The 26,181-nt window shown below is 68.2% G+C and carries 21 protein-coding genes and 1 tRNA gene; 14 read left to right on the top strand and 8 right to left on the bottom strand.

Features of this window, described 5'->3' with window-relative positions; genetic code table 11:
* Window positions 1-84 precede the first annotated feature (84 nt).
* Genes HCN51_RS14310 through HCN51_RS14300 form a run of 3 tightly spaced genes read left to right on the top strand, consistent with a single transcriptional unit; the run spans window position 85 to window position 3,496 of the window.
* Window positions 85-1,287: an acyl-CoA dehydrogenase family protein gene (locus HCN51_RS14310; protein WP_168010127.1), complete on the top strand. Its 1,203-nt coding sequence runs from the start codon at window positions 85-87 to the stop codon at window positions 1,285-1,287.
* On the top strand, window positions 1,284-2,447 hold the full coding sequence (locus HCN51_RS14305; protein ID WP_346433639.1) for an acyl-CoA dehydrogenase family protein: 1,164 nt from the start codon (window positions 1,284-1,286) through the stop codon (window positions 2,445-2,447). The genes HCN51_RS14310 and HCN51_RS14305 overlap by 4 nt, the downstream gene beginning before the upstream one ends.
* Window positions 2,444-3,496, top strand: a complete 1,053-nt coding sequence (locus HCN51_RS14300) for an acyl-CoA dehydrogenase family protein (protein ID WP_168010125.1) — start codon at window positions 2,444-2,446, stop codon at window positions 3,494-3,496. The genes HCN51_RS14305 and HCN51_RS14300 overlap by 4 nt, the downstream gene beginning before the upstream one ends.
* Here HCN51_RS14300 and HCN51_RS14295 read toward each other — a convergent pair.
* Window positions 3,461-4,057: a TetR/AcrR family transcriptional regulator gene (locus HCN51_RS14295; RefSeq protein WP_230465841.1), complete on the bottom strand. Its 597-nt coding sequence runs from the start codon at window positions 4,055-4,057 to the stop codon at window positions 3,461-3,463. The two genes, HCN51_RS14300 and HCN51_RS14295, sit on opposite strands and share 36 nt — an antisense overlap.
* A 174-nt stretch (window positions 4,058-4,231) precedes the next feature.
* Here HCN51_RS14295 and HCN51_RS62255 point away from each other — a divergent pair, with 174 nt between their 5' ends.
* The gene (locus tag HCN51_RS62255) at window positions 4,232-4,999 is read left to right on the top strand and encodes an NERD domain-containing protein (RefSeq protein ID WP_168010124.1); all 768 of its coding nucleotides are present in this window, start codon (window positions 4,232-4,234) and stop codon (window positions 4,997-4,999) included.
* 13 nt (window positions 5,000-5,012) lie between these two features.
* On the opposite strand, the gene HCN51_RS14285 is transcribed toward HCN51_RS62255, so the two are convergent.
* Both HCN51_RS14285 and HCN51_RS14280 read right to left on the bottom strand, forming a co-directional pair.
* On the bottom strand, window positions 5,013-6,395 hold the full coding sequence (locus HCN51_RS14285; RefSeq protein ID WP_168010123.1) for a vWA domain-containing protein: 1,383 nt from the start codon (window positions 6,393-6,395) through the stop codon (window positions 5,013-5,015).
* Window positions 6,388-7,227, bottom strand: a complete 840-nt coding sequence (locus HCN51_RS14280; protein WP_168010122.1) for an AAA family ATPase — start codon at window positions 7,225-7,227, stop codon at window positions 6,388-6,390. Before HCN51_RS14280 ends, HCN51_RS14285 begins: the two co-directional genes overlap by 8 nt.
* Before the next feature lie 112 nt (window positions 7,228-7,339).
* Between HCN51_RS14280 and HCN51_RS14275 the strand changes: the two genes are divergently transcribed.
* The 4 genes from HCN51_RS14275 to HCN51_RS62955 all read left to right on the top strand — a co-directional run bounded on the left by HCN51_RS14275 (window position 7,340) and on the right by HCN51_RS62955 (window position 13,930).
* Window positions 7,340-7,413: transfer RNA gene (locus tag HCN51_RS14275), tRNA-Lys, on the top strand.
* Between the two features lie 639 nt (window positions 7,414-8,052).
* Window positions 8,053-12,774 (top strand): Ig-like domain-containing protein, encoded by a 4,722-nt coding sequence (locus HCN51_RS14270; RefSeq protein ID WP_168010121.1) that lies wholly within the window; start codon window positions 8,053-8,055, stop codon window positions 12,772-12,774.
* Between the two features lie 101 nt (window positions 12,775-12,875).
* The gene (locus HCN51_RS14265) at window positions 12,876-13,484 is read left to right on the top strand and encodes a hypothetical protein (protein WP_168010120.1); all 609 of its coding nucleotides are present in this window, start codon (window positions 12,876-12,878) and stop codon (window positions 13,482-13,484) included.
* Window positions 13,485-13,777: 293 nt separating this feature from the next.
* Entirely contained in the window at window positions 13,778-13,930 is a 153-nt protein-coding gene (locus tag HCN51_RS62955; RefSeq protein WP_428981537.1) for a hypothetical protein, read from the top strand.
* Window positions 13,931-14,380: 450 nt separating this feature from the next.
* Here the strand turns inward: HCN51_RS62955 and HCN51_RS14255 are convergent, their stop codons facing one another.
* The gene (locus HCN51_RS14255) at window positions 14,381-15,625 is read right to left on the bottom strand and encodes a hypothetical protein (RefSeq protein ID WP_168010119.1); all 1,245 of its coding nucleotides are present in this window, start codon (window positions 15,623-15,625) and stop codon (window positions 14,381-14,383) included.
* Between the two features lie 957 nt (window positions 15,626-16,582).
* Between HCN51_RS14255 and HCN51_RS14250 the strand changes: the two genes are divergently transcribed.
* Window positions 16,583-17,557, top strand: a complete 975-nt coding sequence (locus tag HCN51_RS14250; protein WP_168010118.1) for a nuclear transport factor 2-like protein — start codon at window positions 16,583-16,585, stop codon at window positions 17,555-17,557.
* A 417-nt stretch (window positions 17,558-17,974) separates the two neighbouring features.
* Complete coding sequence (locus tag HCN51_RS14245; RefSeq protein WP_168010117.1) at window positions 17,975-18,613, top strand: hypothetical protein; 639 nt, start codon at window positions 17,975-17,977, stop codon at window positions 18,611-18,613.
* 17 nt (window positions 18,614-18,630) lie between these two features.
* On the opposite strand, the gene HCN51_RS14240 is transcribed toward HCN51_RS14245, so the two are convergent.
* A complete protein-coding gene (locus HCN51_RS14240; protein ID WP_168010116.1) occupies window positions 18,631-19,986 on the bottom strand; it encodes a cytochrome P450 in 1,356 nt (451 codons plus the stop codon).
* 98 nt (window positions 19,987-20,084) lie between these two features.
* On the opposite strand from HCN51_RS14240, the gene HCN51_RS14235 reads away from it, so the two are divergent.
* Entirely contained in the window at window positions 20,085-21,200 is a 1,116-nt protein-coding gene (locus HCN51_RS14235) for a terpene synthase family protein (RefSeq protein ID WP_168010115.1), read from the top strand.
* Window positions 21,201-21,352: 152 nt separating this feature from the next.
* Here HCN51_RS14235 and HCN51_RS14230 read toward each other — a convergent pair whose 3' ends face one another.
* Window positions 21,353-22,117: an MBL fold metallo-hydrolase gene (locus HCN51_RS14230; RefSeq protein WP_168010114.1), complete on the bottom strand. Its 765-nt coding sequence runs from the start codon at window positions 22,115-22,117 to the stop codon at window positions 21,353-21,355.
* 156 nt (window positions 22,118-22,273) lie between these two features.
* Complete coding sequence (locus HCN51_RS14225; RefSeq protein WP_168010113.1) at window positions 22,274-23,371, bottom strand: oxygenase MpaB family protein; 1,098 nt, start codon at window positions 23,369-23,371, stop codon at window positions 22,274-22,276.
* 333 nt (window positions 23,372-23,704) lie between these two features.
* Here HCN51_RS14225 and HCN51_RS14220 point away from each other — a divergent pair, with 333 nt between their 5' ends.
* Window positions 23,705-23,983 carry a chitin binding peritrophin-A domain-containing protein gene (locus HCN51_RS14220; protein WP_168010112.1) on the top strand — a complete coding sequence of 93 codons (279 nt, stop codon included), beginning with the start codon at window positions 23,705-23,707 and terminating at the stop codon, window positions 23,981-23,983.
* Between the two features lie 402 nt (window positions 23,984-24,385).
* Window positions 24,386-24,760 carry a hypothetical protein gene (locus HCN51_RS14215; protein ID WP_168010111.1) on the top strand — a complete coding sequence of 125 codons (375 nt, stop codon included), beginning with the start codon at window positions 24,386-24,388 and terminating at the stop codon, window positions 24,758-24,760.
* 26 nt (window positions 24,761-24,786) lie between these two features.
* On the opposite strand, the gene HCN51_RS14210 is transcribed toward HCN51_RS14215, so the two are convergent.
* Window positions 24,787-25,605, bottom strand: coding sequence for a hypothetical protein (locus HCN51_RS14210; RefSeq protein ID WP_168010110.1), 819 nt, complete (start codon window positions 25,603-25,605; stop codon window positions 24,787-24,789).
* A gap of 123 nt (window positions 25,606-25,728) precedes the next feature.
* On the opposite strand from HCN51_RS14210, the gene HCN51_RS14205 reads away from it, so the two are divergent.
* Complete coding sequence (locus HCN51_RS14205) at window positions 25,729-26,148, top strand: RidA family protein (RefSeq protein WP_168010109.1); 420 nt, start codon at window positions 25,729-25,731, stop codon at window positions 26,146-26,148.
* Window positions 26,149-26,181: the final 33 nt, after the last annotated feature.

Here is a 26,181-nt window from a genome sequence, read left to right as displayed (position 1 = left end):
TGTGCCACTTTTATGGCCACCTGCACCTTTTTACGGGGAACCACCTGTCGACACTCATACCGGCCGGTCGGTAGGCTCACGCCCATGGACTTCGCCTATGACCACGTCACCGAGGACCTGCGCGAGCGCCTGCTCCACTTCATGGACGAATGCGTCTACCCGGCCGAGCCCGCCTTCGAGGAACAGGCCGCCACCAGCGGCTGGAGCCCGCCGCCCCTGCTGGAGGACCTCAAGGACGAGGCCAGGAAGCGCGGCCTGTGGAACCTGTTCCTGCCCGGCGAGCACGGCGCCGGCCTGACGAACCTCCAGTACGCGCCCCTCGCCGAGATCATGGGCCGGAGCCCGTCCATCGCGCCCGTCGCCACCAACTGCGCGGCCCCCGACACGGGCAACATGGAAGTGCTGGCCATGTTCGGCAACGAGTGGCAGCGCAAGGAGTGGCTGCGGCCGCTGCTCGACGGCGAGATCCGCTCGGCGTTCGCGATGACCGAGCCCGACGTGGCCTCCTCCGACGCCACCAACATCGCCACCTCCATCACCCGCGACGGCGACGAGTACGTCATCAACGGCCGCAAGTGGTTCATCAGCGGCGCCATGAACCCCAACTGCAAGATCTTCATCGTCATGGGCAAGACGAACCCCGACGCGCCGAAGCACCGCCAGCAGAGCATGATCCTCGTGCCCCGCGACACCCCCGGCGTGCACGTCAAGCGCGGCATGCGGGTCTTCGGCTACACCGACGCCGACCACGGGGGCCACGCCGAGGTGGTGTTCGAGGACGTCCGCGTCCCGGCGGGCAACCTCATCGGCGAGGAGGGCGGCGGCTTCGCCATCGCCCAGGCCCGGCTCGGCCCCGGCCGCATCCACCACTGCATGCGCCTGATCGGCATGGCCGAGCGCGCGGTCGAGATGATGTGCAGGCGGGCCCTGGCCAGGACCGCGTTCGGCAAGCCCGTGGCGCAGCAGGGCGTCGTCCAGGACTGGATCGCCGAGTCCCGCATCAGGATCGAGCAGGCTCGCCTGCTCGTGCTCAAGACGGCCTGGCTCATGGACACGGTGGGCAACCAGGGCGCCCACACCGAGATCCAGGCGATCAAGATCTCCACTCCCGTCACCGTGGAGTGGATCCTCGACAAGGCCGTGCAGGTCCACGGCGCGGGCGGCGTCTCCCAGGACTTCCCCCTGGCCGGCCTCTGGGCCGGCGCCCGCTCCCTGCGCCTGGCCGACGGCCCCGACGAGGTGCACAAGCGGTCATTGGCCTATCGCGAGCTCAAGAGGTGGATGTGAACGAAGCTGAGATCAAGGAGCGCGTGGCGGCGTTCCTCGGCGAGCACGACCCCCATGGGAACCGGCTGGAGTTCCTGCGGGCCAGGTTCGACGCCGGGCTCGCCTGGGTGTGGTTCCCCGAAGGGCTCGGCGGCCTGGGCGTCGGCCGCGAGCTGCAGCAGGTCGTCGAGCGGGAGCTGGCCGACACGCCGCAGCTCAACAGCGGCAAGCAGGGCATCGGCCTGGGCATGGCGGCGCCGACGATCCTGGCGTTCGGGACCGAGGAGCAGAAGCGCCGGTTCCTGCGGCCGCTGTGGACGGGCGAGGAGATCTGGTGCCAGCTCTTCAGCGAGCCCGGCGCCGGGTCCGACCTGGCCACGCTGGCGACCCGGGCCGTCAGGGACGGCGACGAGTGGGTGGTGGACGGCCAGAAGGTGTGGACGTCCGGCGCGCACCACTCCCGCTGGGCCATCCTCGTCGCCCGCACCGACCCGGACGTGCCCAAGCACCGCGGCCTGACGTACTTCGTGTGCGACATGCAGGCGCCGGGCGTCGAGGTGCGGCCGCTGCGGCAGATCACCGGTGAGGCCGAGTTCAACGAGGTGTTCCTGACCGGCGTGCGGCTCTCCGACGACCTGCGGCTCGGCGAGGTCGGCGACGGCTGGCGGGTCGCGCAGACCACGCTGATGAACGAGCGCGTCGCCATCGGCGGCGCTCCCACGCGGCGCGGCGGCGGCGTCATGGCCACCGTCCTGTCGGCCTGGCGCGAGCACCCCGAGCTGCGCAGCCACGACCTGCACCAGCGGCTGCTGTCGCTGTGGGTGGAGGCCGAGGTCACCCGCCTGTCGGGGGCGCGCCTGCGCGAGCAGCTGGCCGCCGGGCAGCCCGGCCCCGAGGGGTCGGGCATGAAGCTGTCGTTCGCCAAGCTCAACCAGGCACTGACCGGCCTCGACGTCGAGCTGCGCCGCGACCTCGGCTACGACGACTGGACCTTCCGCCGCTCCGAGGACGTCGACTTCTACGGCCGCGGCCCCGGCTACCGCTACCTGCGGGCCAAGGGCAACTCCATCGAGGGCGGCACCTCCGAGATCCTGCGCAACATCATCTCCGAGCGGGTGCTCGGCCTGCCCTCCGAACCCCGTGTCGACAAGGACGTGCCCTGGAAGGACCTGCCGCGATGACGTTGCTGTACTCCGAGGTCGAGGAGGAGCTCAGGTCCTCCGTACGGGGCCTGCTGGCCGACCGCTGCCCGCCCGCCGCGGTGCTCAAGCGCATCGAGTCGGAGCCCACCGACCTGGACCTGTGGAAGACCCTGGCCGGCGAGATCGGCGTGGCCGGGCTGCTGATCCCCGAGGAGCTGGGCGGCGCCGGCGCGGGCCCGGCCGAGGCGGCCGTGGTGCTGGAGGAGCTGGGCCGGGCGGTCGCGCCGGTGCCGTTCCTCACCAGCGCGGTGCTGGCCACGCAGGCGCTGCTGCCGACCAGGGACGCGCTGCTGGGCGAGCTGGCCGAGGGGCGGAGGACGGCGGCGCTGGCCGTGTCGTTCGCCGCCTCCCCGTACGTGCCGGGGCGCGGCTCGTCCGTGACCGTGGACGGCGAGGGCCGGCTGTCCGGGACCGTCACCGGCGTGGCCGGGGCGGACATGGCCGATGTGCTGCTGGTGCCGGTGGACGGCGACCTCTACGCGGCCGAGGGCGCGGCGGTCGAGGTCGTGCCGTCCCTGGACCTGACCAGGCCGGTCGCCACGGTGACGTTCGCGCGCACGCCGGCGCGGCGCGTGGGGGCGTGCGACGTGGCCGCCGTGCTGCGGTTCGGGGCGGGGCTGCTGGCCTCCGAGCAGCTCGGCGTCGCCGAGTGGTGCCTGGAGACGACGCTGGCCTACGTCAAGGAGCGCCACCAGTTCGCCCGGCCGGTCGGCTCCTTCCAGGCGATCAAGCACCGGCTGGCCGATCTCTGGCTGGACGTGGTGCGCGCCAGGGCGGCGGCCAGGAACGCGGTGGCGGACGCCTCGTCGGTCTCGGTGGCCGTGGCCCAGGCGTGGAACGCGGGCGTGGCCGTGCACGCGGCCGAGGAGGCCCTGCAACTGCACGGCGGGATCGGGATGACGTGGGAGCACCCCGTCCATCTCTATCTCAAGCGCGCGAAGGCGACGGAGATCGCGCTGGGCACGCCCGGCGACCACCGCGCCGCGCTGGCCTCACTCGTGGACGTGCCCGGCCCCGGGGTCGAGTGAGGTCAGCAGCAGGTCGGCGAAGTGCTTGCCCACCTGGGCGCCGGTCAGCGGCCCGTCCGCGTGGAACCAGCTGCCCAGGTGGTGCACCGAGCCGAAGAAGAAGTCGACGACCAGCTCCGCCGGGACGCGGTCGCTGAAGACGCCGGTGCGCTGCCCCTCGGCCACGAGCCCCCGGAAGCGCTCGTGGTAGCGGCGGCGCTCGGCCCGCACGGTCTTCTGCGTCTCGGGCGCGAGCAGGTGGATCGACCTGAAGAAGATCTTCGAGTCGTCGAGGTTGGCGGCCGTCGTCTCCACGACGTCGGCCGCGGCCCGGTGCAGGCGCTGCTCGATCGTGCCGGGGCCGTCGGCGATCTGCGTCAGCCGGTCCATCTGCATGCGCAGGACCCGCGCGTAGATCTCGTGCAGCAGGTCGTCCTTGGAGTCGAAATAGTGGTACATGGCGCCCTTGGTGACGCCCGCCGCCACGACGATCTCCTGAACGGAGGTGCTCTCGAAGCCCCGCTCGGCGAACAGCCGGGTCGCCTCGGCGAGCAGCCGCTGCCTGACCGGTTCGTCTTTCACATGGTCCCCCTTGGTCACCGCCTTAGCATACCGACTGGTCGGTTGATGGTCTTGCGGGTACTAATTCCGTCACCTTAGGCTCGCCTTGGTTGGGGAGCGGGTATCCCTTGACCGGCGAGGGATCTTCGGCGTGGCAGATCCTGTACAACATCTACTTCATTCGGGGAGTTTGCCGTGCCCGGTGGCTCGATCTACGTGCAGCCCAACGAGAAGTACACAGGGTCGTCCCCGCAGTGGTGGTACGAGAAGTTCTGGCGCGAGGACGCGCCGAACCGGCGCAAGTACCGGTACGTCAAGGCGGGTGTGGGGTTCATCATCGGCGTGGCGCTCGGCCTGAGGTTCGACCTCGCCGGCGTCTCCGCGCTGACCGGCGTGCTGGCCGCCGCGGCCGTGTACGGCGGAGACTGGTTTCTCGACTGGTACTCCTTCTACCGCACCGCCGTGTGGCGGGGCGCCCGGCGCGGCGAGCTGATCACCGGCCGCCTCCTGCGCCGCTCGCTGCGGCGCCGGGGCTACCAGGTGCTCGACGGCCGGGCCATCCGCGACCAGGCCAGCATCGACCACCTCGTGATCGGCCCGGGCGGCGTCTGGATCATCGACAACGAGTCGTGGGCGCCCGACGTCGAGATCGCCTGCTACGTGGGGCGGCTGTTCTTCGGCGAGAAGTACGGCAGCAAGACTGCCAAGGCGCTGGTCGACAAGGCCGAGGCGTTCGCCGAGCTGCTCACCCGCGAGACCGGCGTCCCCGTCACGATCACCCCCATGATCGCCGTCCACTGCGGCGTCCTGCCCAGGAACGGCGTCGTGTCCGCCGAAGGTCTCACGCTGCTGCGGCCGCGCACGGCGGCCCGGCTGATCAGGTCGGCCGACCCCGGCGTGCTCAACGACTCCCAGATCGAGCTGCTGGCCCGCACCGCCGCCCGCGAGCTGCAGCGCCTCTGATCTTGTACGGCGCTCACGCCAGCGTTTCGATGAACGCGGTGAGCTGGGCGACGTTGCGGCACTCGTACATGGGGACGACCGTGCCGTACTCGCTCGCGACCGAGTCGCCCGTGTCCCACTGCTGCCTCGGCTCGGGGTTGAGCCAGTGGGCGGAGCGGGTCCTCGACACCAGTGACTTGAGCACGTCGAGGGCGGGCGGCTGGTAGTTGGAGCGGGCGTCGCCCAGGATCAGCAGGGACGTCTTGGGGCCGAGCGCGCCGGCGTACCTCTCGGCGAAGCGCTCCAGGCTGTGCCCGTAGTTGGTGCGGCCGAAGCGCACCATGTCCGCCTCGTTCGCCAGCCGCGTCATGGCCTCGACCACGTCGGAGCCCGGCAGGAAGAACCTGGTGATCTCGTCCACGGTGTCCACGAACCCGAACGCCCGCACCTTCGTGAACTGCTCGCGCAACGCGTACGTCAGCAGCAGCGTGAAGTGCGCGAACGACGAGACCGAGTCGCTGGTGTCGCAGAGCACGACCAGCTCCGGCTTGTGCGGCCGGGGCGGCTTGAAGTGGGTGGTCAGCGGCACCCCGCCGCTCTGCAACGAGGCCCGCATGGTCCGGCGGAAGTCGAGCCGGCCCCGCCGGCCCTTCCTGTGCTTGATCGTCAGGCGCGCCGCCAGCCGCCTGGCCAGCGGATACACCTCCCTGCGCAGCCGCGCCAGGTCCGCCTTCGTGATGCGCAGGAAGTCGATCTGGTCGAGCGGCGGGCGCACGGCCGAGCGGGCGATGCGCTCGATGCCCGACTCCTCGGCGATCCGCCGCCGCACGTCGGTGGCCACGGCCTCCTCGAACCGCCTGATCCCGGTGTTGACCTGCTGACGCACGGTCTTCTCCGCCAGCCCGCCGCGCTCGCGTCCCTGCAGCACCTCGCGCAGGATGCCCGCCATCAGCGTCTCGGGGGACAGCGCCCGCAGCACGCTGTAGGAGAACCAGCTCTGCCGCCCCGGCCCCGCCGCCTCCTGCCGCCCGAACCGCTCCACCATGGCCTGCGCGAACTCGCGCATCTCCTGGTCGGTCGAGTCCGTCAACAATCCGGCGAGGTGGGCGCGCAGCTCCTTGAGGTCCGCCGTCTCCGGATCTATCCCGCTCCGGGAACGTACGGCGCCGGCCAGGCCGGTCGTACTCGCCGGAAACCACAGATCGAACAGCACGTCGAACCCCGGCCGGTACGCCGGCTTCTTCACCAGCGTCGCCGCGTACGCCGCCCGCAACGACTCCCGATCCGCCAGCTCGATCACCCGCATCGCGTTGGCCGCGTCCAGGCCCTCGGCCACCGACACCGGCAGCCCGGCCGCCCGCAACGCGTGCACGAACCCGACATGCCGGTCCACCAGCGACCCCCGCGGCTCAGGCATCGGGCAGCCCCAGCTCCTTGACCGCCCGCTCGTGGTCGGAGGCGTGCTTGAGCACCACGCCCAGCGTCCCCGCCACCGTCGCCTCGTCCAGCTCCGCCCGCCCCAGCGCCAGCAGCGTGTTCGCCCAGTCCACGGTCTCGGCCACCGACGGCGCCTTCTTCAGCTCCAGCGCCCGCAACGTCGCCACCGTCCTGGCCAGCTGCTCCGCCAGCTCGGCCCGGATGCCCGGCACCTGCGCCAGCACGATGTCCCGCTCCCGCTCCGGCGTCGGGTACTCGATGTGCAGGTAGAGGCAGCGCCGCTTGAGCGCCTCCGACAGCTCCCGGGTCGCGTTCGAGGTCAGCACCACGTACGGCCGTCGCGTCGCGGCGACCGTGCCCAGCTCCGGAATGGTCACCTGGAAGTCCGACAGCAGCTCCAGCAGCAGCCCCTCCACCTCGACGTCGGCCTTGTCCGTCTCGTCGATCAGCAGCACCGCCGGCCCCTCGGACCTGATGGCCTTCAGCAACGGCCGCTCCAGCAGGAACTCCTCGCTGAAGATGTCGTCATCCGCACTCGTGGCCTGGATCCTGAGCAGCTGCTTCTTGTAGTTCCACTCGTACAGGGCCCTGGCCTCGTCCAGCCCCTCATAACACTGCAACCTGATCAGCGCCGCCCCGGTGGCCTGCGCCACCGCCTTGGCGAGCTGCGTCTTCCCGACCCCGGCCGGCCCCTCGACCAGCAGCGGCTTGCCCAGCGCGGCGGCCAGGAACACCGAGGTGGAGATGGCGTCGTCGGAGAGGTAGTCCACGGCGGCGAGCCGCTCCGTCACGTCGGCGGGCGAGTCGAACATGCATGATCCTGTCTGCCGGAGCCTGTGAGCCGAACTTTATTCTAGCCGGTGATGTGCCCCGGATACCGATTCGACCAGGATGCGGATCACCGGTATATTCCTGTCTGCCAGCGCGCCGCTAGCTCAGTTGGTCAGAGCAGCTGACTCTTAATCAGCGGGTCCGGGGTTCGAGTCCCTGGCGGCGCACCGCACGAAAACCCCAGCTCAGGGTTCTGAGCTGGGGTTTTTCGTTTTCTCAGCGACTCCGGCCGCGCTGATGTGCCCCGTGGTTGCTCGCTGGTTGCTCTTCGGCATGGTTCCGGCATGTGGCGGGGCGTTCCGCGAACCCGTTCGTCAGATCAGACCCGTAAGACGATCAAGTAACGCCAAACCGGAAGGCGCAGCGGGCATGCCGGGCCGGAAGGGTTGACGTTCCGACAAAGAGTTGATCAAGCTGTACGGCTGGAGGACTTCGACCCCGAGCCGGGTCCATCCCCGCGTGCGCGGGAACACGACGCCGATGACCCCTACGACTGGTCTACCGGGGACCATCCCCGCCTGCGCGGGGAGCACCTGGCCGGGTGTCCCATGTGAAACGGCCGGAGCCGGCCGGTGCCCCAGACGCCGTGGATGGAAGATCCGGACGCGCGTCAGCATGACGCGCGCCAATGTCGCGACTCCGTTGGTGGTCGCCAATGCGGCGATCTCGACGGCATGTGACGCCTCTGGGGCCAGCGCGTGGAGCAGCGCCAAGCCGCCGGTGCTCAGCGCCGAAGCGGATCTTTATGTAGCTCGTTACCCATGTGATGATCACGTCGTTGCGCATGATCGTCCGAAGGGATGCGAGTGACCGAACGATCACCTTCCGGCTTATCCATCCGGGCCCGCCACCGTGTCGCCTTATTGGCCGCACTGCTGCTGCCCATTCCGCTTGTGGCCACGCCTGCGGATGCCCGAGAATCCATTCAGCCCTCCGCCGTGACCACTCAGTCGAATAACGTCGGCTCGCCAGCAGATGAATCCAATCCTGTTCGTGTGGACAAGGTGCTGGCAGCCGCCAAGGCCAAGGCCGTCAAGACCGGTGAACGCGTAGCCCTTCCCTCTCGTTACACCGAGACGATGAAGGTGTGGGCGAACCCTGACGGTAAGACCCTGCAGGCCGAGCTCAGCACCGCTCCGGTCCAGCTGGAGGTGGCCGGAAAGGACGGTAAGAAGTCCTGGCGGCCGATAGACACCTCGATTGTGACGAGGGCCGACGGCACGCTCGAGGCCAAGCTGGTCAAGACACCCTTGATCTTCGGTGGCGAGGGTGCCGGCATCCTGGTCACCGCCCATGACAAGGACGGCCCCGTTTCGATTGGCTGGGATCGCAAGCTTCCGAAACCGGTCGTTAAGGGCAACAGGATCACTTATCGAGACGCGGTGGCAAAGGGCGCTGATCTGGTGCTCACCGCGCTTCCGGATGGGTTCGCCCAAGAGGTGGTGCTTCGCACCCGTCCTGAAGGACGGGTCCAGGTCACCTTGCCTGTCACCCTGCCGAAGGGACGCGCGTTCAGCAAGGCCGCGGACGGCTGGCCGCAGCTCATGTCAGCACAGGGCACGGCCGAGAGCCCACCTCTGACGGCGCAAGCCATCGACGCCAAGGCCGCTGAGGCGCCGGAGCAGGGCAAGATCGGCAAGGTGGACGTCTCGGTGTCCACGGACGCTGCGGGTAGGCCATCACTGGTAGTGGTGCCCGACGCCGGCTTCCTGTCGGATCCCTCGGTGGCCTACCCGGTGATCGTGCCGATGAGTGATGACTGGGTCGGCGCGGGCGACTCCTCCGACACCTTCGTCTCCAGCGTGCAGTACCCCAATTCAGCGACGCTGTCCACGTGGCTCCGGGCGGGCCGGTCGGCCGACGGAGAACTGTGGCGTACGTACCTCCGGTATGTGATCAACGGTACCGATCTGGACTACGCCACGATCCTGAACGCGGACCTGCGGTTGTGGAATTACCACGCCAGCGGTTGTGGCACTACGGTGGGAGTGGGGATCGTCGCGCGGCGGCTCACCGAGGCGTACGACTACTCCACCTTGACCTGGGCTCATCAGCCCTCCAGCACCGGCACGGACGCGGTGATCGCCACTGGCGGCTACAGCGCAACGCTGGCAGGTTGTTCGGGCAGCGGCGAGCTCTACCACTCAATTGAGAACATCGTGCAGGCATGGGCGGACGGAACTGCGGACTACGGGCTCATGATCCGCGCCGCCACCGAGGGTGCCGCCGGGGCCAACTGGCGCCAATACCGCTCCGACCAGTACACCGGCAGCGACGGACGGGGCCCTGTTCTGTTCGTCCAGTACGAGCCGGCGCCACGAGCGTCGGTCGTCTACTCCACGCTGAAGGAGCAGACGACCAATCCCAGCTATGAGGAAGCGGTCGCCCTTCAGGACTATCAGCCTGAGGAGATCGAGGCGGTGTCGGTCAGCGATCAGTTCACCGCCCTCCTGGAGCGGTCACGCAACTCAGGAGATGCTGTTGAGGCGTACCCGGTGGGCACTGACAAACTTGACACCAGCGGAGCGGAAGGAGACCCGGAGAGGCTTGGCGACGATGCCCCTCCGACCATCACCTCGGTGACACCATCACCCGGCGCTGTCGGCGTGCCTGTGGACACGACGGTGTCGATCACCTTCTCCGAGAAGGTGATCGGGGGAACCGTCAGTCTCAAAGCGTCCGACGGAACCGAGGTTTCCGGAACCACCGAGGCGGATGAAACCGGAACGAGGACGACCTTCACACCCGCCACCCCACTGGCCGCCGGCGTTCAGTACACCGCTACCGTGTCGGGCGCTGAGGACATCTGGGAGAACGTGGTTGGTGACTATTCGTGGACGTTCACCACGGTCTCGCACTGCCCGCCGAACCCGGATCCCGATACGGCCGCGCCTTCGATCCGCTCGCACAGCCCGGCGGCCAACGCCCCAGGGGTGGGCACGGACACCAAGGTCCTGGTGATGTTCTGCGAACCCGTCCAGAACCCGGTCCTGACCCTGAAGGACGCCGCGGGCGCAACCGTCCAGGGCACGGCATCGCTCGACCAGGCCGGCACCACGGTCACGTTCACCCCAGCCGCCCCGCTCGCGGCCGGCACCGGCCACACCGCCGAGATCAGCGGCGCCTCCGACGCCGCCGGCAACGTCATGACCGCCTACTCCTGGTCCTTTACCACGGCCACCGCCGTCCCCCCGGACACGACACCACCCTCCGTGACGGAGACAGCGCCGCCTGACGGAGCCGTCGACGTGATACTCGGCACGCACCTGCGCGTCTCCTACAGCGAGCCGGTGATCGGCCCGCAGATCACCCTTTCTGAAAGCGGGGGTGCAACCGTCGCGGGAACCGTCTCGATGCCCGAGGACGATGTGGCCGTCTTCACCCCCTCAGCTCCGCTGAAGGCGGGGACGACCTACACAGCGACCGCCGGTGCTGCCACGGACGTCGCCGGCAACACGCAGACCGCGCATTCGTGGTCGTTCACCACGATCGCGGCGGCGGCCGAGCCGGTGAACCCCAACCCGTACTTCGAGTCGGAGATCGACCCTTGGTACACCTACTACGAAGAGGACGAACTCACCAGGTCAACCGAACGGGCGCACGAAGGGAACGCCTCGGCCAAGTTCGCCCCTCTAGAGGGCACCTGGGGGGCTGCCGCGGAGACGTTCGAAATCTCCGAGGACACCGACTACGGGCTGTCGGGCTGGTTCTACCCGGCCGCCACGTCCCTTGACGGGTTCAACTTCGGCATCGAATGGTACGACCTGGGCTTCGACCTCCTGTCGGTCGACAACTTTCCCATAGAAGAGGAGATCGGCCAATGGCAACAGGTCTTCGGCCAGGTCAGGGCGCCGGCAGGAGCCGCATACGCCGTTATCTATGTGGACGGCTCAGCCACGATCTACTTCGACGAGGTCACCCTGATCACCGCGAACACCCTGGCCGCGGCTCGCGGTAGCGGGGCAGCGGAAAAGGACAGGGAAGAAAGCCGCCCTTCGTCCGTGTACGTGCCGCAGGGCCAAAGCCGCCACAAGCCCAAGGCGGTGACGGCCACCGGCACCGGCCCTGGCAAGACAGCGGTAGCCGCCGAGACACCCTTCAATTATGAGCACATATCCATGGAGGACTGCCTTGAAGTGGCGCGACAGGCCGGCATCGACCCGGGCCTGGGGCGTGGCAACGTCGCACATCTCGTGGTCAGGCCGTACAGCGCCTGCTGGAGCCGCTACATCAACGTGATCGACTACATCTTCGCCAGGAAGGCCGGCAAGTGGATCGCCAGCGCCGGTAAGAAGGACTCCGTCCGCCTGCAGTACCAGGCGACCTGGGTGATGCACACCTACCTGGGCAACGCCACGGGCGACGGAGTCGTCAACGGCGGCACGAGCGGTCTCCAGCCACAGCAGATCAAGATGTGGACGAAGATCAGCAACGTCAAGACGTACAACGTGCTGGGCAACGTCACGACGGGCGACGACGACGAGTTGCTGAAACTGGAGGTCAAGCCGACCGCCGACAGCGGCTCCACCTGTCGGATGACGTCCGGCTCCAGCCGTCAGACGAGCCTCACCGGCTGGAAGGCGGATGGAGACGACGAATTCCTCTTCACCGTGCAGGACACCGACGGTGACAAGGCTGACAAGTGCACGCTGCGCCCGACCATGGTGGATGTGGACGACGAATGGACGTACCGGCCGATGTACCTGTGGAGCCAGGTCGTCTACGACCAGAAGGGGCAGATTCTCGGCAAGCACAACGGCGGCGGTGACCCCAGCGGTAACGATCCCAACGAGAAGCCCTACACCCCGCATGTCCGTTGCGATTGGTACCGCGTGAGCAACGCGGATCCCGAAGGCGAAGGCACGGCCGCAGTCGCGGCAGCCTCGACGACAGGTGTGCATACCGGCGCCTGCATCCTGCCCCTCGCCAAACGGATCTTCATCATGTCGAAGAGCAGGGATGCGAGTTACCTTCAGGTCATCCAGCACATCGAAAAGGCACTCAAGCAGGACGGCAGCGCCACCGACAACAAACTCACCGTTCCGCCACTGCGTGACAACGAAACCCAGGACCCGCCGGCCAAGGGTGTTAGCGGCTCCGAGAAGACCAAGGTCATCCCCGGCAACTGGGCAGCGCCTTTCGGTACTGACCCTGAGGTACTGGAGGCGGGGGATCCTCTGGTCAGGGGCCCGGCAGGCGAGACCCAGAGAAAGAACCGGCCCGTTTTCCTCAGGACTTTCATGGTCGACGGGACCAGCTATGCCAACTACTGCAGGTATTACTTCCCGGAGAGATTCGTGGATCCCCTGAGGCATGCACTGGACCCGAACGGCGAGATCCAGTGTGACGAATATCCCTTCGCCTCCACCTTGCAAGGCGCATACTACGCCAAGGGGAAATACTCGCTGCTCGCCGTCGGAAAGGCCCACAACACAGGAAGGGGAAGTCATGGAGCGGCACTGGGCAGCTTCTACGCCCGCAATCGGGTGATTGCCGACACCCCGTTCTGGGTCTGGATCGTCCCGTGATCAGTGTGTGACGAGATCGAGATGTCCGCCCGATAAGCATTCGGGGTGGTGGCCGGCTCGGCCCCACCCCGAAATGCTGTCTACTTACGCAAGAAGGCTGGATGGCTGACATTGAGCAGGGAATGCCGCAGCAGGATCAACACGAGTTGCTGGCGGCGCATGGGTTCACCGACGCGTTCTGGGGTCTGTGGATAGAACGGAATGACGTCGATGAAATCGCCGAGTTACTCCAGCTCGACTTTCGAACACGGCGTGACGCAACCTTGCGTGAGGAAGCGTCGGCAATGGCCGATCCGTCCGTTCCGCTGGACGAAAAAAACAGCTTGTGGTTGGGTCGGCACAACTCCGACTGGTCAGTTGTGGTCAGCCCCGTCGGGGTGCGTGCGGCACTCCTGCCACTCAGTGCCGGCGACCGGAAAACGCTTGAGATCAGCTGGTTGCAGGATGTCGACGGCCTCTACCCGCTGTATTTCCATGCCAAGGGCGGGGAGGTGTCAGAGGAGATCGAGCCTTTCTGGGATGGGCATCTGCCGGAGAGCTCTGTTTTCGAGCGATACGTTCAAGGCTTGGTACGGGACTATGGCGATGATGAAAGCGACGTGCCGCTGGCCAATGCCTTTCTGGTCATCGTAGGACGTATGACGGGCCGCTTCATCGACGAGGAGTGGTTCCAGACCCTTGGCCGGGTTTACGACCATCCGTCCATCTGAACTTGTTCTTCATCGTCCGGATGCTTGCCGGGCGGAGCGCCAAGTAGCCCGGCCGAAGCTGGACTGGAGCGATCGAGCGGTCCTGGCAGCATCGGCCCGCTCCTGCCGGAGGTGCTGCGGTACACGGTGAGGGTGCGCTGGTTCGGCTCGGTTTGCAGGTCAGTGCAACGACGGTGCTACCGGTTCTGCGCTCGCCACCGCCACGGTCCGGCGCCCCCGCACCTTCGACACCTCCTGGCGGCGCTCGCGTGCACGGGGAGCACCACCAGACGCGGGATGGTGGGGGCCTTCCGTTGGGACCATTCATCCGCTACCTGAGCGAGCACGCAGCGTTCCTCCGCTACGACCAGGCGCTGGCCCCAGGACGGCCCATCGCGACCGGTGTCATCCAAGGCGCCTGCCGCCACCTCGTCGCCGACCGCCTCGACATGACCGGCGCCCGCTGAGGCCTTCCGGAGCCGAAGTCATCCTCAAACTCCGCGCCCTCATCACCAACAACGATCTGCCCGAATACTGGCGCCATTACCTCGGCCAAGAACATCAACGCGTCCACGGCCGGCGCGACTACGAAGTCACCGCCTGATCAACTCGGTCCCTCAAAAGGAGCTACACCCGCCCGAGTTAAGCCACGTGTCATTTGCCGCGGATGGCCACTTTGCTGCGGCTCGGTGATCTCGGCTTACCAGCTAACATCATCTGGCAGATGCACGTGCAACAAGAGCTGCCTCGATGAGACTAATTTTCGGTTGCCGAGCCATACGATCGCCCGAACGCTTGCGCCCCACCTGCCAGGGCGGGACCTATGACTGCGTTTAGGCGCCACGCTTCGCACGCGGCAAGCACGGAACATGTCGACCACGTGACATGGCCATCGGGTCACGAGTCGTTCGCCAAAATTACAAGTTGGACTTCGGGCGCTGCCAACGGTCATCGGGGTATGCAGTCGCGAAGTGGTCATGCAAGACGGCGTGGCGGAACTGGTACACCGGCCCAACTGCGCGAAGCAGACCTAACCGGTGAGCGTCTTCGAGAAACAGCATAATCCGTCTAGGCAGCCTCTGTCGGATGGCGAGCCTCCTGGCGGCGCTGCTAGTTGCCAGCCAAGCACTCCTTTTTGCTGTGCGCGCCACGTAGCCCGCGATAGAGAGAAACGTGAATATCGCCCCAAGCTCAGGCATGGGGTCAATTTCAGGGAGAAGCCCGATTGCAAAACCAGCTCCAATCCCCACAAACATATACCCAAGGCCGACGGTGGAAATGCTGCGAAGAGTGGCGGCCCTAGATGATCGCCAACTTGAGACAGGCGTGCTGATGGGTGTGAGGTCAAGAGGCTCCGGCCTCATAAGGCTGACACTAACTGCCAGGTCTATGTCTGATTCCATGTCCGAACCCCACGGATACGTCTCTGGATTCGGGACAAGAGGAACGTGAGTTGCATCTGGAATGCCCCACCAAGCGATGTCGCGGGTGACCAGAGGGTCGAAGATGCAGGCGAGAGTGACAAGGTATCGGCGGGTAGCTTCAGGATCCCAACGATGGCGAGGGCGGAAATAGTCACCCGGATCCTGGCTGGGTGTCCGAGTTTGGATGAGGGCAGGAATGAGCTGGTCGAGTAGATGCACGCGTAGCGCGCGGGTGTGGCGGCCGAATGTTTCGATCAGAGGAGTGGGGTCGGCGCGGCCAGCGGTATAGACAGTGCGAACGAGCCATAGGCCCAGCGGAGTGGCGGTCAGTTCGGCAAGAGCAGGAGCGTCGTGTGACTCCAGCGCGCTGAGCACTTTCTGCCATGGCGTGGTTGGTGTCGTCGGCAGGCATGCACGCAGATAGCGGGCGGCGTTTTGGGAGGTGAGTTGGGTGGGAGTGATAACGGCGGCACCCGTTAAGGGTCGGCCTGCGGCGGCGACAGCGGCCGCGAACTCGATGGAGCGACTGGTCAGGATGAGCTGATCGCTGTATTTGAGAGAGCCGTTGAGCGCAGTGATGATCTCGGCGCGGACCATCTCGCCTACTTCATCCAGGCCGTCCAGGATGGGCAAGATGTATCCGCCCTTGGCCAATACGTCGGCGGCATCGGCCCCCAGTTCAGGAGCGCGGAGAGCGGGATAGTCCTGGGTCAGTCGGTGATACAGCCAATCTTGCAAGAGAGGGTGGGTCTTAAGATTCCACCCGGATACCGGCAGCAGTACCGGTATCGGGACCGGACCTGACTTGTAACCGCCTCGTTGGCGGTCAGCTGCCACCGGACCGGAATCGGCTCCGGGTCATCTAGCGAGCGGTGTCTGGCCTCGGCCTCCCACTGACGCCGGACCAGGCTGGCAAGCACATCGGCAGCCTCCCTTACGTCTACAGGGGCCGGCCCGCCAACTCTCGAGGAATGGCGCCGCCGGATCATCCATTCCGCTAAAGCGCTGATTGCCACCGCTGCAGCGATGCCCACTCCGGCTAGATCGGCGAAGTTGACCTTGTCCTCAGGGTCCAGAGCGCGCGCTACAACAATGACCACTATGGCCAGCGCGGCAATAGCGAGTACAACGCCTGCAGCCTGCCAGCGTCGCCTCACGTTGGCATTGTCTCTTGCGATGGTGGTGGGTGGTAGTGACGGACGCCACCAGCACCCTTCCTCCTGAGCTGCGTGCGCAGATACGAACCCCGCCGTGGCATGTCGCGATGTCTCACGACATCGGAAACCCTGCCTCCGGGTTCGAGCGCGGGTTGTCGATACCTATGTGGTGCAGCCGGCCATTGACGCGCAGCTGCCCCGCCTCCTCCGGCTCCCGGACAGCACCACGCGTACGCACGGCCCGCTGTTCCCGTCTGAACGCCGCCCGGTCCCCGCTCGCCGCCCGGGCGCCGGAGACATCTGCCCGCGCACCGGCCGCGCCCGCCTCGGCTATGATCGCGCCCGCGTCCTGCTGGAGAAGTACGCGGGGCTGCTCTTGGAGAAGGAGGGCACCCTGCACCAGAGGAGCCGCCGTCCGAAATCCGCCTACCTGGTAGGTAATCGACAGGTAAGGGCTATTTAGGGCCGAATGATGGCCATGAACATGAAGCGGAACCTCGGCCTTGTCCTTACGGTCGGCGCTCTTGCCTTCGGTGTCGTGGCCACTCCAGCTCAGGCCCTGGAACCGGTCCAGGCCCAGGAGCCGGCGCAGCCGGTGATCGAGGGGCGGATGACCCCGCAGGCCGGCACCTTCATCGAGCGGCAGACCACCTTCGGCGCCATGCTCACCGAGGACGGCTTCGACGAGCGGGTGGCGGCGTACGAGAAGATCTGGTCGCAGGACGCCACCCTCTGGGAGGCGGCCAGCCCGATCGTGCAGGGCAGGGAGAACATCAAGAAGGCCATCTCCAACAGCCTCACGCTCCTCCCGTCCTTCAACATGCACCCGACTCGCATCGCCATCGGCGACAACACTGTCATGTACGGCGCCGCCAACCGGGTCGTGGTGCACGGCCGAACCATCGACTACCCCGCCATCTACCGCGTCGTGGTGAACAAGGACGGCGACGTGGTGCAAGGACGGCGCTATTACGACAGGTTCGCCTGGTTCAACCCGATCGCTCCCGAGGAACTGCGCCTGGAGGACATGTTCGGCGGTATCACCGACTCCGGCGAACCCGCGTCCCTCCGGCCAGTGGACGTGAGCCGGCTGACCAAGAACCTTCTCGCCCGCGCCGCCGCCTGGAACGGCAAGAATGCCGAGGCGCTGGTGGACGGCGTCGGCGCGGCGCCGCTGTCGGGTATAGGGCTCGGCGAGCGTACGCTGCACACCCGATCTGCCCAGCTCGCCTACATCAACAAGCTGGTCGGCAAGTTCGAGGACGACCAGGACGGCGCCCTTGCCGGCAGGCTCGAACCAGGGCAGACGGTCCGCACCAGGAACGCCACCTATCAGGAGTGGTACGGCACGGTCCGCAGTCAGGGTCGTGACATCACCTACGGCATCGTCGAGCGCTTCGGCCACCGGGACGGCAAGGTGACCGACTGGAACCTGACGTTCGACACGCTGCCGCTCATCGCCGACCAGGAGAAGATCAGCAAACTGTACGGCCTGCTCACGGTCACGAACTGACCCTTGTCTCGCTATCGAGACCACCCGGGATGCGGGCTCACCGGCCGGTGACACCAGGCATCCTGCTGGCCTGGCACCGTCGCCTGGTCCAGGGCGATGGACGTGTCCGCACCGGTCCGGCCGCCCCTGGATGAGCCAGGAGATCCGGGAGCCGGATCCTTTGGAGCAGGAGGGTCGGCCCAGCACCGATACCTCGTGTGCACGTCCTCGGGCTGACCGCCGACCCGACCGGCGCCTGGACGGCCCAGCAGGCCCGCAAGATCAACGAGTAGAGCCGAGCCGCGTAGCCACTGCGGCACAGGTCCGGTGCCGGCACCGGACTGTAGCATATAGTCACCATTCATAACGGTACGTGGTCGCCGGGGCGGCAATAAGGCGAGTAACCACCGCCCCCTCTTCCTCCGGAAGGTTCCTCCCGTGCGCCGTTTCCTCACCACACTCAAAACCGCCCGCGTCCTGTGGCCGACCGCGATAGCGCTGACCGGCGCGGCGGCAGGTCTGGGCCTGCTCGCCTACAGCAGCGGCATGAAACTCGCCACGATCACCAACGGCACCCTCGAATGCCGACTCACCCCCGAGGCCGCCCAGGTCCTCAACGACAGGCAGATCACCTTCGACGCGGTGGCCCCGGCGCGGAAAGTGTCCGCGGACACCATCCGGTACGGCAGACCGGAGGGCAGCGTGGACATCGCACTACAGGGCAAGGTCGCTGTGACCGGCGGATTCTCCCTGCGCGGCGGGCAGGGGCGTGCGGTGGAGCTCACCGACCCTGGCGGAACGACCCCCTCGGGCACGCCCAAGGGGGCGATCACCATCAGAACCCCTTCGGGCCCGCAGGAGAGCCGTGACGTGGAGATGTTCTCCTACACGATCCCCCCGGCCAACATCAGCGGACAGCCGACCGGCCCAGCCTCGTTCAGGGTGAAGGCGACCGACATCCCGGTCTCCCTCGCTCCGGCTGCCATCACGAAGATCAGCGACGTCCTCGGCCCCGTCCTGTCCAGCGGCCGGCCGTTCTTCACCTGCCAGGGCGAGGTCCAGGCCGGAGCCGGATGACGAAGCGGGGCAAGCGCTCACACGCGGCCAGGGCGAGGCGTCAGCGTCAGCCGGACGGGCCCGCCGGGCTCCAGCATCAGCGCCAGCCGGGACCGGACATGATCGAGGACCCGTACCTCGAAACGGCTCATCAGGCAGGCCACGATGAGCGTCATCTCCTGCAGGACGAACGCCTGCCCGACGCACTGGTGCTCGCCCGCCCCGAACGGCAGGTACGCCAGCGGGTGCCGGGCGCGGACCCGCTCGCGGGCGAACCGCTCGGGACGGAATTCCAGCGGCCGTTCCCAGAGTTGCGGCAACCGGTGCGTCAGGTACGGCGACAGGACGACGGTGGCGCCGGCTGGAATCCGTACCCCGTCGATGACGTCGCCGGACAGGGCCACCCGCGGCACTGCCCAGGCCATGCACGACAGGCGCATCACCTCGGCCAGCACCATCTGCGTGTAGACCAGCCGGCGGGCATGATCCGGCCGCGGGGGCCCGCCGTCCAGGACGTGATCCACCTCTTTGTGCACCTTCGCGGCGATCCGGGGGTGCTCGGTCAGTGCCACCCACAGCCATTGCAGCGTCAGCGAGGTGGAGTCGGAGCCGGCCACGAACAGCGCGACGATGTCCTGCCCCACGTGGTCGTCGCTGAGTGGACGGCCGTCCGCGCCGGTGCCGTTCAGCAGCGCGGTCATCAGATCGTGCCCGCCGCCCGGGGCCTGGCGGGCGGCGGTGATGACGGGATGCAGCAACTGGCGCACCGTACGGTCGGCGCGCCGGAACGCCCGATCGCCGGGCAGCGGCACCGCGTACGGTACGCCGGGCAGCGCCATCCGCCACAGCAGCGAGCCCAGCGCGGCCCCGATCTCGGCGCCCAGCCGGTCACAGTCGTCCTGCGGGATCCGCCCGCCGAAGAAGACCGGGTTGATCACCCGGTGCACCAGCCGGGTCATCTCCGCGCCGCCGTCCACCGGCCGGCCGCCGCGCGCCCGCCGGCCCAGGTCCTCGACGCCGGCGGCGACCGAGGAGGCGATCTGCTCGCCATGGTCGTGCAGGTAACCCGCCGACAGCGCCGAGCGCAGGATGTCGCGGCTGGCCCGCCACCGCGGGCCCTCGCCCGCGATGCCCTGGCCGCTCAGCCGTCCCAGCGCCTGCCACATCGCCGCGCCCCGGGGATAGTTGTCCGCGCGTTCCCGCAGGATGTGTCCCACATGGCCGGGGTGGGAGATCAGGTACGGCTGGAACGGTCCCAGCCCGAGCCGGACGATCTCCCCCCGGGACTCCAGCGCCAGCCGGTCGAGCATGGCGGCCACACCACCCCTGCTCAGCTCCACGGCCAGCCGCCACGACGACATGGTGCGCAGCCGACCCGTCACCCCTGTGAACATGAGCCCCCTCCAGCACCCATCATTTCCGCCTCTGCCCGACCACAAGGGCCACACCTGCCTCACCAGGACGCCAGGGCCCGGGAAAGGTCTCAGCATTCATGGCCGTCACGTTCATCGACCACGCGACCGTCCCTCCCCTCCAGGTGAGCCTGCCGCCCCGCTACTGTCCGCTGCCCGTCCGGCGGCATGCGGAGGCGGAGGCTCTCAACCGGCGCGCCGCCGACTGGATCAACGCCTTCGGCCTGTGCATCGCCGGCTCCCCGCGCACCCGCATGATCGGCAACGACTGCGGCGGCTTCTACGGCCGCATCCTGCCGGACGCTCCCGCCGACCGGCTGCAACTGGCCGTCGACTGGTGCGTGCTGATGTTCACCCTGGACGACGTGCACTGCGACGAAGGACCGGCCAGCATGCGCCCGGACTCGTTCGCCGACCTGGCCGCGCGGATCGTGCGCCTGCTGGAGGCGCCCGGCGCGGCGATGAGCGCCGGCGGCGACCCGTTCCTGGCCGCGACCGCCGACCTGGCCGCCCGTGCCCACGCCCTCGGCACCCCCACCCAGCTGCGCCGGGTCGCCGACGCCCATCGCGGCTGGTACCTCGGCGTCCTGTGGGAGTTCGGCTGCCGGCTGCGCGACCGTACCCCGTGCCTCAACGACTACGCCCACCTGCGCCAGCACACCGCGGCCGGCGCCGCCACCATGAGCTGGACGGAACTGATCGACGGCGAGCAGATTCCCGCCCGGGAGCTGGACGCCCCCGCGGTGCGGGCCCTGAGCGAGCTCGCCCTCACCGTCGCCGCCTTCGACGACGACCTGTTCTCCTACGGCAAGGAACGCTGGCTCGCCGCCCGCACCACCCGGCCGTCGCGCTGCCGCCTCAATCTGCCCGACATCCTGGCCGCCGAACAGGCACTGTCCCCGCAGCAGGGCCTGGCCGCGGCCGTGACGCTGTGCAACCGCCTCACGCTGCGCTTCCTGCAGCTACGCGAACGTGTCCTGCCCGCCGCGAGCGCACCCCTGCGCCGGTACGTGGAGCACCTGTCCTGCCTGATCCCGGGCAACCTCGCCTGGGGCCTGCGCGCGGGCCGCTACCGCAACCCCGACGGCGGCCATCCTGACGCGGTGCGCACCACCCTCGCCTTCACCCAGACCGCCCCGCCCACCGGCCCGCCGCCCATCGCCTCCATCGCCTGGTGGTGGGACCCTTGCCTCTGACACCTCTCACGGGCTGATGAGCCGGCTTCCAGTGCCTCCGGACGGACCCGGGCGCGCCATGGGTCGCTCGATGGTTGCTCTTCGGCACGGTTCCGGCACGCGGCAGGGGTGTCCTGGCACCCTGCGGATGAGGATGCCCGGCCTCCGCGGGGTCAGGAGGGTCGATTCCCTTCTCGCTGGTCGGGGGCGAGCCCGTCCGGGTTCAGCTGGAAGATGTCGCCGTCGGTGGGGAACAGGACGGTCGAGCGGCTGGAGGTGTTGACGTCGTCGTCTCGGTGGGTGGTCAGCAGGGGCAGGTGCGGCCAGCGGCCGGCGAGCGCTTCGACGTCGTCCAGGCCCATGTGGCCGGCCCTGCTGTGGTGGAAGCTCGTGTCGAGGACGAGTGCGGAGCTGTCGCGGGCGAGGTCTTCCACGGCGGGGCAGTAGACGGTGTCGCCGGTGTAGCCCAGGCGGGTGCCGGCCTCGTCGGTGATCAGGTAGCCGAGCGAGGGGACGGTGTGCTGGGTGGCCGTGGCGCGGATGGTGTAGCCGTTGCCGGACCATTCGCCGCCGCTCTGGTCGAACTCGATGAAGCGGGGGCGGGTCTTGGCCTTCATCCCCGGCCAGGTGTCGGGGTAGGCCAGCTCGAACAACTGCTCCACGCGCTCCTGGAAGCCGGTGAGGCCGATGAGGATCAGGTCGCTGTCGCGGGGGCGCCGCAGGCCTTGTTCGAGGAAGAGGAAGACGATGTCGAAGAAGTGGTCGGCGTGGAAGTGGGTGATGAGGCAGAGGTCGATGGTGGCCGGGTCGAGGTGGTCGCGCCACATGGCCTTCATGGCGCCGTTGGGGGCGTCGATGAGGAGCTTGTTGTCGACGAGGGCGGAGGCGCTCATCTGGGTGCTGAGGATCGATCCGGTCCCGATGAAGTGGAGCTGCATGGCTGAGGTTCCTTTCCGCCGATGGAGGCAGGCCCTGGCGGGCCGATGGAGGCGGGCCCTGGCGGGCCGATGGGGCAAGGGCTGCCAGGGCCCGTTCTCCGCGGCTGACGGGTCGCGCCGCAGCGACCGCGCGTTCCTACCTGACGGAGTTCGGGGTCATCGTGCGACGATGCGGTCAGCCATCTGCGGCTCGGTCTCCTGGCCGTGGGTGAAGGCCCGGATGGAGACTTCCTGTACGGCGTTGCTCAGCTCGCCGAGCACCGTCTTGACCGGCGGGGTCTCGTACAGCGGGGTAGCGGAGACGACCTTGTTGAACAGGCCGCCGATCTGGGCGACGGGGTCCAGGACGGCGTTCCTGGGAATCTTCATCATGTCGGCGTAGGTGTCGCCGAGGGCCAGGCGCAGGAACGCGGCCACGGCGCCGGGCATCCCGACGTAGCCCTGGTACAGCTCGATGCATTCGCGGGTGAGGTTGATGCCTTCGGGGCTGGAGGCCCACTCGTGGGGGCGGGCCTCGTGCCACAGGGTGCGGCCCTGCTGGTAGCCCTCGGGCAGGATGTCGTCGGGCACGCCGAGGAAGTGGGCGACGATCCGCCAGGCGTAGTAGAAGCCTTCGGCGTCGTCCGGTGTGACCCGGTAGCCGAGGTTGTGCATGGCGTCTAGGATGCCGATGGAGAAGACCAGGGCGGCGCCGGCGGTGTAGAGCTGGGAGACCGGCATGCCGTCGCGGGCCTGGTCCCACTGGCCGGAGCGCAGGTGGAGCTGGCGGATCGCGGCGTGGATGAGCCGGACCTTCTGGCAGGTGGGCACCAGCTTGGAGTGCGGGGTGAAGGCGTCCTCGTTGCCCATGCCGACGAACAGCCGGGTCGACTGCGACAGGCGGCGGTGGGGCTGGCGCAGCACGTGGGTGGAATCCAGGGTCTTGGCGCCCATCGGCGCCAGATAGGTGCCGACCAGGCCCGCGGTGGCCTGCAGCGTGGAAGCCTCGCCCTGGTAGCGCCCGAAGAACCCCGCGGTGCGGGCCAGCTCGCCCTCCTTGACCCAGGAGGGGAACTGCCGGGTCGATTCCATGTAGTCGCGCAGCACCGCGGGCGCGTCCGCGGGGATGGCGGAGTCGGCGGTGCTGATCTGCCGGAAGACCTCGTTGACGGTGTTGACCTGGCCGGCGTCCAGGAGCTGGGTGACGACCTCGTCGGCGAGAGGGTCCCCCATGTCCTTGAGCTGTTGTTTGAAGTCGGCGTAGCTGAGAGCCATTGGCTGTCTCCGTGCTCTTGCGGGCGGCCGGGATCCCGCCCACCCGTACCTTAACGTTTCGTAGTCATTTCTATACGGAGAGTAGTCGCGTGACCAGCGTGGCCGCGGGGGGCTGCGCCGACCGGCCGTTCGAAGGCGACAGGCGGAGCCGGAGTCGATCGACTACACGGGTGCGGTCGGGGCTGAGGCCCGGATGCGGGTGTTTCCCAGGATGCGGCCAGGGGCAGGGGACGACACGGGGCCGCACGGCTTGTCCGCCTGGAGAAGGGTTCAAGACGGCGAGACGGTGCGACCCGAACTTCCCCAAGCAGTACGCGCCGGAAGGACCAACTGATGCGCCTGGCCGGAAAGCTCTCCCTGTTATCCGCTTTGACGGTCGCCGCCTCCGCTGGGGCCCTCGCCTTTGCCGCTCCCGCCTCGGCCGCCCCAGTCGGCCAGTGCCCGCCCACCAACCAAGGGGATCCGGTCTACCTGATCGACGACAGGTATATGGAGGTCTTCTACGAGTGCTCGTGGGGTGTCCCGACCCTGTTCGTGTGCCCGACCGGCCTGGTGTTCAACCCCGTCATCAACGTCTGCGACTACCCCAGCAACGTTCCGGACAGGCCCTGAGCGCACCCGCGGCCCCACCGTGCCCGCTGATGCCTGACCCTGGATCCCCTTGACGATCCTGGCGACCTCAGGCGAGACGAAGGCGCGGCCGGCCAGGTCCGCCGTCCTGCCGCCGCTCCGGGGCGAGTGCACCACGCAGGGCGAGCCGACCTCCGGAGGGGGACACGTCACCACCCCTAACGTCCACGTGTACGCCTTGGCGCGCAGGGCATCCCGGCGGGCACCCTCAACAAGAACGGCGAGGCTCCAGCCCCAGCCGCTGGGCGGGCGCTCGTGCGGCCGGGGAGGTGCCGGCGGCGACCGTCGGGGCCGCCGCCGGCGAACGGAACGCGAGGTTGTCGGTGCGGGCTGCTAATCATGGGTGGACCCGTCAGACACCGACACCCTCAGCGGAGCCGCCCCATGGCCACGGTCACCTTCCGGGACGAGAGCGCGACCGGCAGGCCGCTCGACGAGTTCACGCTGCCCGGGCTGCCCGCGCGCATCTCGGCGCGCGAGCTCGTCCGGCTGCGCGTCCGCGAGGAGGTCGCCCGGCACAACGCCGAGCCCGGCTCCCACTTCCGTGGCCTCGTGCGGCCCGTGGCGGCCGAGACGGAGCTGAACGGCCGGCGCGTCGGCTGGGAGCGGCAGGCGGACCTGGCGGAGCGGGCGTTCCAGCGCAACGGGTTCCTGTTACTGGTGGGGGAGCGGCAGATCGAGGACCTGGCGGAGACGATCGATCTCACCGCCGATCCCGTGGTGTCGTTCGTCAAGCTCGTGCCGCTCGTGGGAGGCTGACGCCACTTCTTGGGCCTCTGGGGCCTTTAGGGGCCGGTGTTCGGGCCCTGGTGCGTTCGGGGGCGGGGTCTGCGGAGGCGGAGGCCGGTGGCCGCCGCCAGCGTGATCACGAGACCCGTCAGCGCCAGCGCCCGCCCGTCCGGGCCGGCCAGCCCGCCGGCACCGGTGTCGACCCCGCCTGCCGGGATGTCGGCGGAGTCGGTCGTGGCGGGGCTCTCCTGGTCCTCGCCGCCGGTGCCGTCGTCGCCGGCTTCGGGGGTGCCGGTGTCCGTGGGGGTGGAGGTGGGTGTGGGGGTCGAGCCGTCGGCGTCGAGGACGGTGAGGGGGTACTGCGTCAGAGAGTCCTTGTCCTTCACCTCGCACTCGACGAGGCGGTCCTGGGGCGTCATGCCGAAGTTGATGGCGCCCGCGTGCACGGTGCCGCTGCCGCCCTTGCGCGGGGTGGTGGTCATCGTGGCCGTCGGCGGGATGGCGACGGGCTCGCCGGGGATGACGGTGCCCAGCTCGGCGACGCCGGTGGCCGAGGTCAGGTCGTCGATGCCGCTGATCCCGGCGTACACGTACATGTTGAGCTCGCCCTCCATGCCCGTCGCGGGAGCCGTCAGCTCCTTGCCCGTCACGAACACCCCGCTCCACCCGATCGTCATCTGCTGGCCCACGGTGGCCTGCGCGGGCACGGTCAGCTCGACGTCGACGCCGACCTCCTGCTTCTCGCCGGTGGCCTTGGTGGTGCACTCGTACGACACGGTCGCGGCGGCCGACGCGGGCAGGACGGCCAGTGCGGGCAGGACGGCACACGGGAGGATCGTGACGGTGGCGGCTAAGACGGCCAGGTGGACGCGCACGGCGACTCTCCCTTGAGCTGACGGTGCATGAGGGGACGCTCCAGGAGGATGGTATCGGCGCTGGTCGAAGTGCGGAAAAATCCGGAGGCGGCGACGGGACGCCGGATGGTAGGAAGAACGGTCATGACATCAGGAGTTCGACTCATTCGCAACGACCAGCTCACCCAGCAGGTCGAATACGCCTACGCCGCCACCGTCGACGCGCCCGTACGCTCGATCTGGGTCGCCGGCGCCTGCCCCCTCGACCTCGACGGCAAGACCGTCGCCGTCGGCGACTACGCCGGCCAGGCCCACCAGGTGATGCGCAACCTCGTCACGGCACTCGAAGGCGCCGGCGCGTCACTGACCGACATCGTCAAGACCACCGTGTACGTGGCCTCCACCCGGCAGGCCGACCTGGTGACGGCGTGGGAGGTGTACCGGGAGTACATGGGGGAGCACGACGTGCCGAGCACGCTGCTCGGCGTCACCGTGCTCGGCTACCACGACCAGCTCGTGGAGGTGGAGGCCGTGGCGGTGATCGCCGGCGAGGGGCAGGCGTAGCTCGATCGTCCTGAAGTCACCTGCTTCGTCTAT

Origin of the sequence: Nonomuraea composti (genome assembly GCF_012034275.1) — a bacterium.
Lineage (GTDB): Bacteria > Actinomycetota > Actinomycetes > Streptosporangiales > Streptosporangiaceae > Nonomuraea > Nonomuraea composti.
The sequence above is the reverse complement of the archived record's forward strand: the minus strand, read 5'-3'. Positions and strand labels throughout refer to the sequence as shown.

Excerpts from the sequence above, each read along its gene's own strand:
- HCN51_RS14310 (WP_168010127.1), top strand. The coding sequence starts at position 85 with ATGGACTTCGCCTATGACCACGTCACCGAGGACCTGCGCGAGCGCCTG.
- HCN51_RS14300 (WP_168010125.1), top strand. The coding sequence starts at position 2,444 with ATGACGTTGCTGTACTCCGAGGTCGAGGAGGAGCTCAGGTCCTCCGTA.
- HCN51_RS14285 (WP_168010123.1), bottom strand. The coding sequence starts at position 6,395 with ATGCCTGAGCCGCGGGGGTCGCTGGTGGACCGGCATGTCGGGTTCGTG.
- HCN51_RS14280 (WP_168010122.1), bottom strand. The coding sequence starts at position 7,227 with ATGTTCGACTCGCCCGCCGACGTGACGGAGCGGCTCGCCGCCGTGGAC.
- HCN51_RS14265 (WP_168010120.1), top strand. The coding sequence starts at position 12,876 with ATGGCTGACATTGAGCAGGGAATGCCGCAGCAGGATCAACACGAGTTG.
- HCN51_RS14240 (WP_168010116.1), bottom strand. The coding sequence starts at position 19,986 with ATGTTCACAGGGGTGACGGGTCGGCTGCGCACCATGTCGTCGTGGCGG.
- HCN51_RS14235 (WP_168010115.1), top strand. The coding sequence starts at position 20,085 with ATGGCCGTCACGTTCATCGACCACGCGACCGTCCCTCCCCTCCAGGTG.
- HCN51_RS14230 (WP_168010114.1), bottom strand. The coding sequence starts at position 22,117 with ATGCAGCTCCACTTCATCGGGACCGGATCGATCCTCAGCACCCAGATG.
- HCN51_RS14225 (WP_168010113.1), bottom strand. The coding sequence starts at position 23,371 with ATGGCTCTCAGCTACGCCGACTTCAAACAACAGCTCAAGGACATGGGG.
- HCN51_RS14220 (WP_168010112.1), top strand. The coding sequence starts at position 23,705 with ATGCGCCTGGCCGGAAAGCTCTCCCTGTTATCCGCTTTGACGGTCGCC.
- HCN51_RS14215 (WP_168010111.1), top strand. The coding sequence starts at position 24,386 with ATGGCCACGGTCACCTTCCGGGACGAGAGCGCGACCGGCAGGCCGCTC.
- HCN51_RS14205 (WP_168010109.1), top strand. The coding sequence starts at position 25,729 with ATGACATCAGGAGTTCGACTCATTCGCAACGACCAGCTCACCCAGCAG.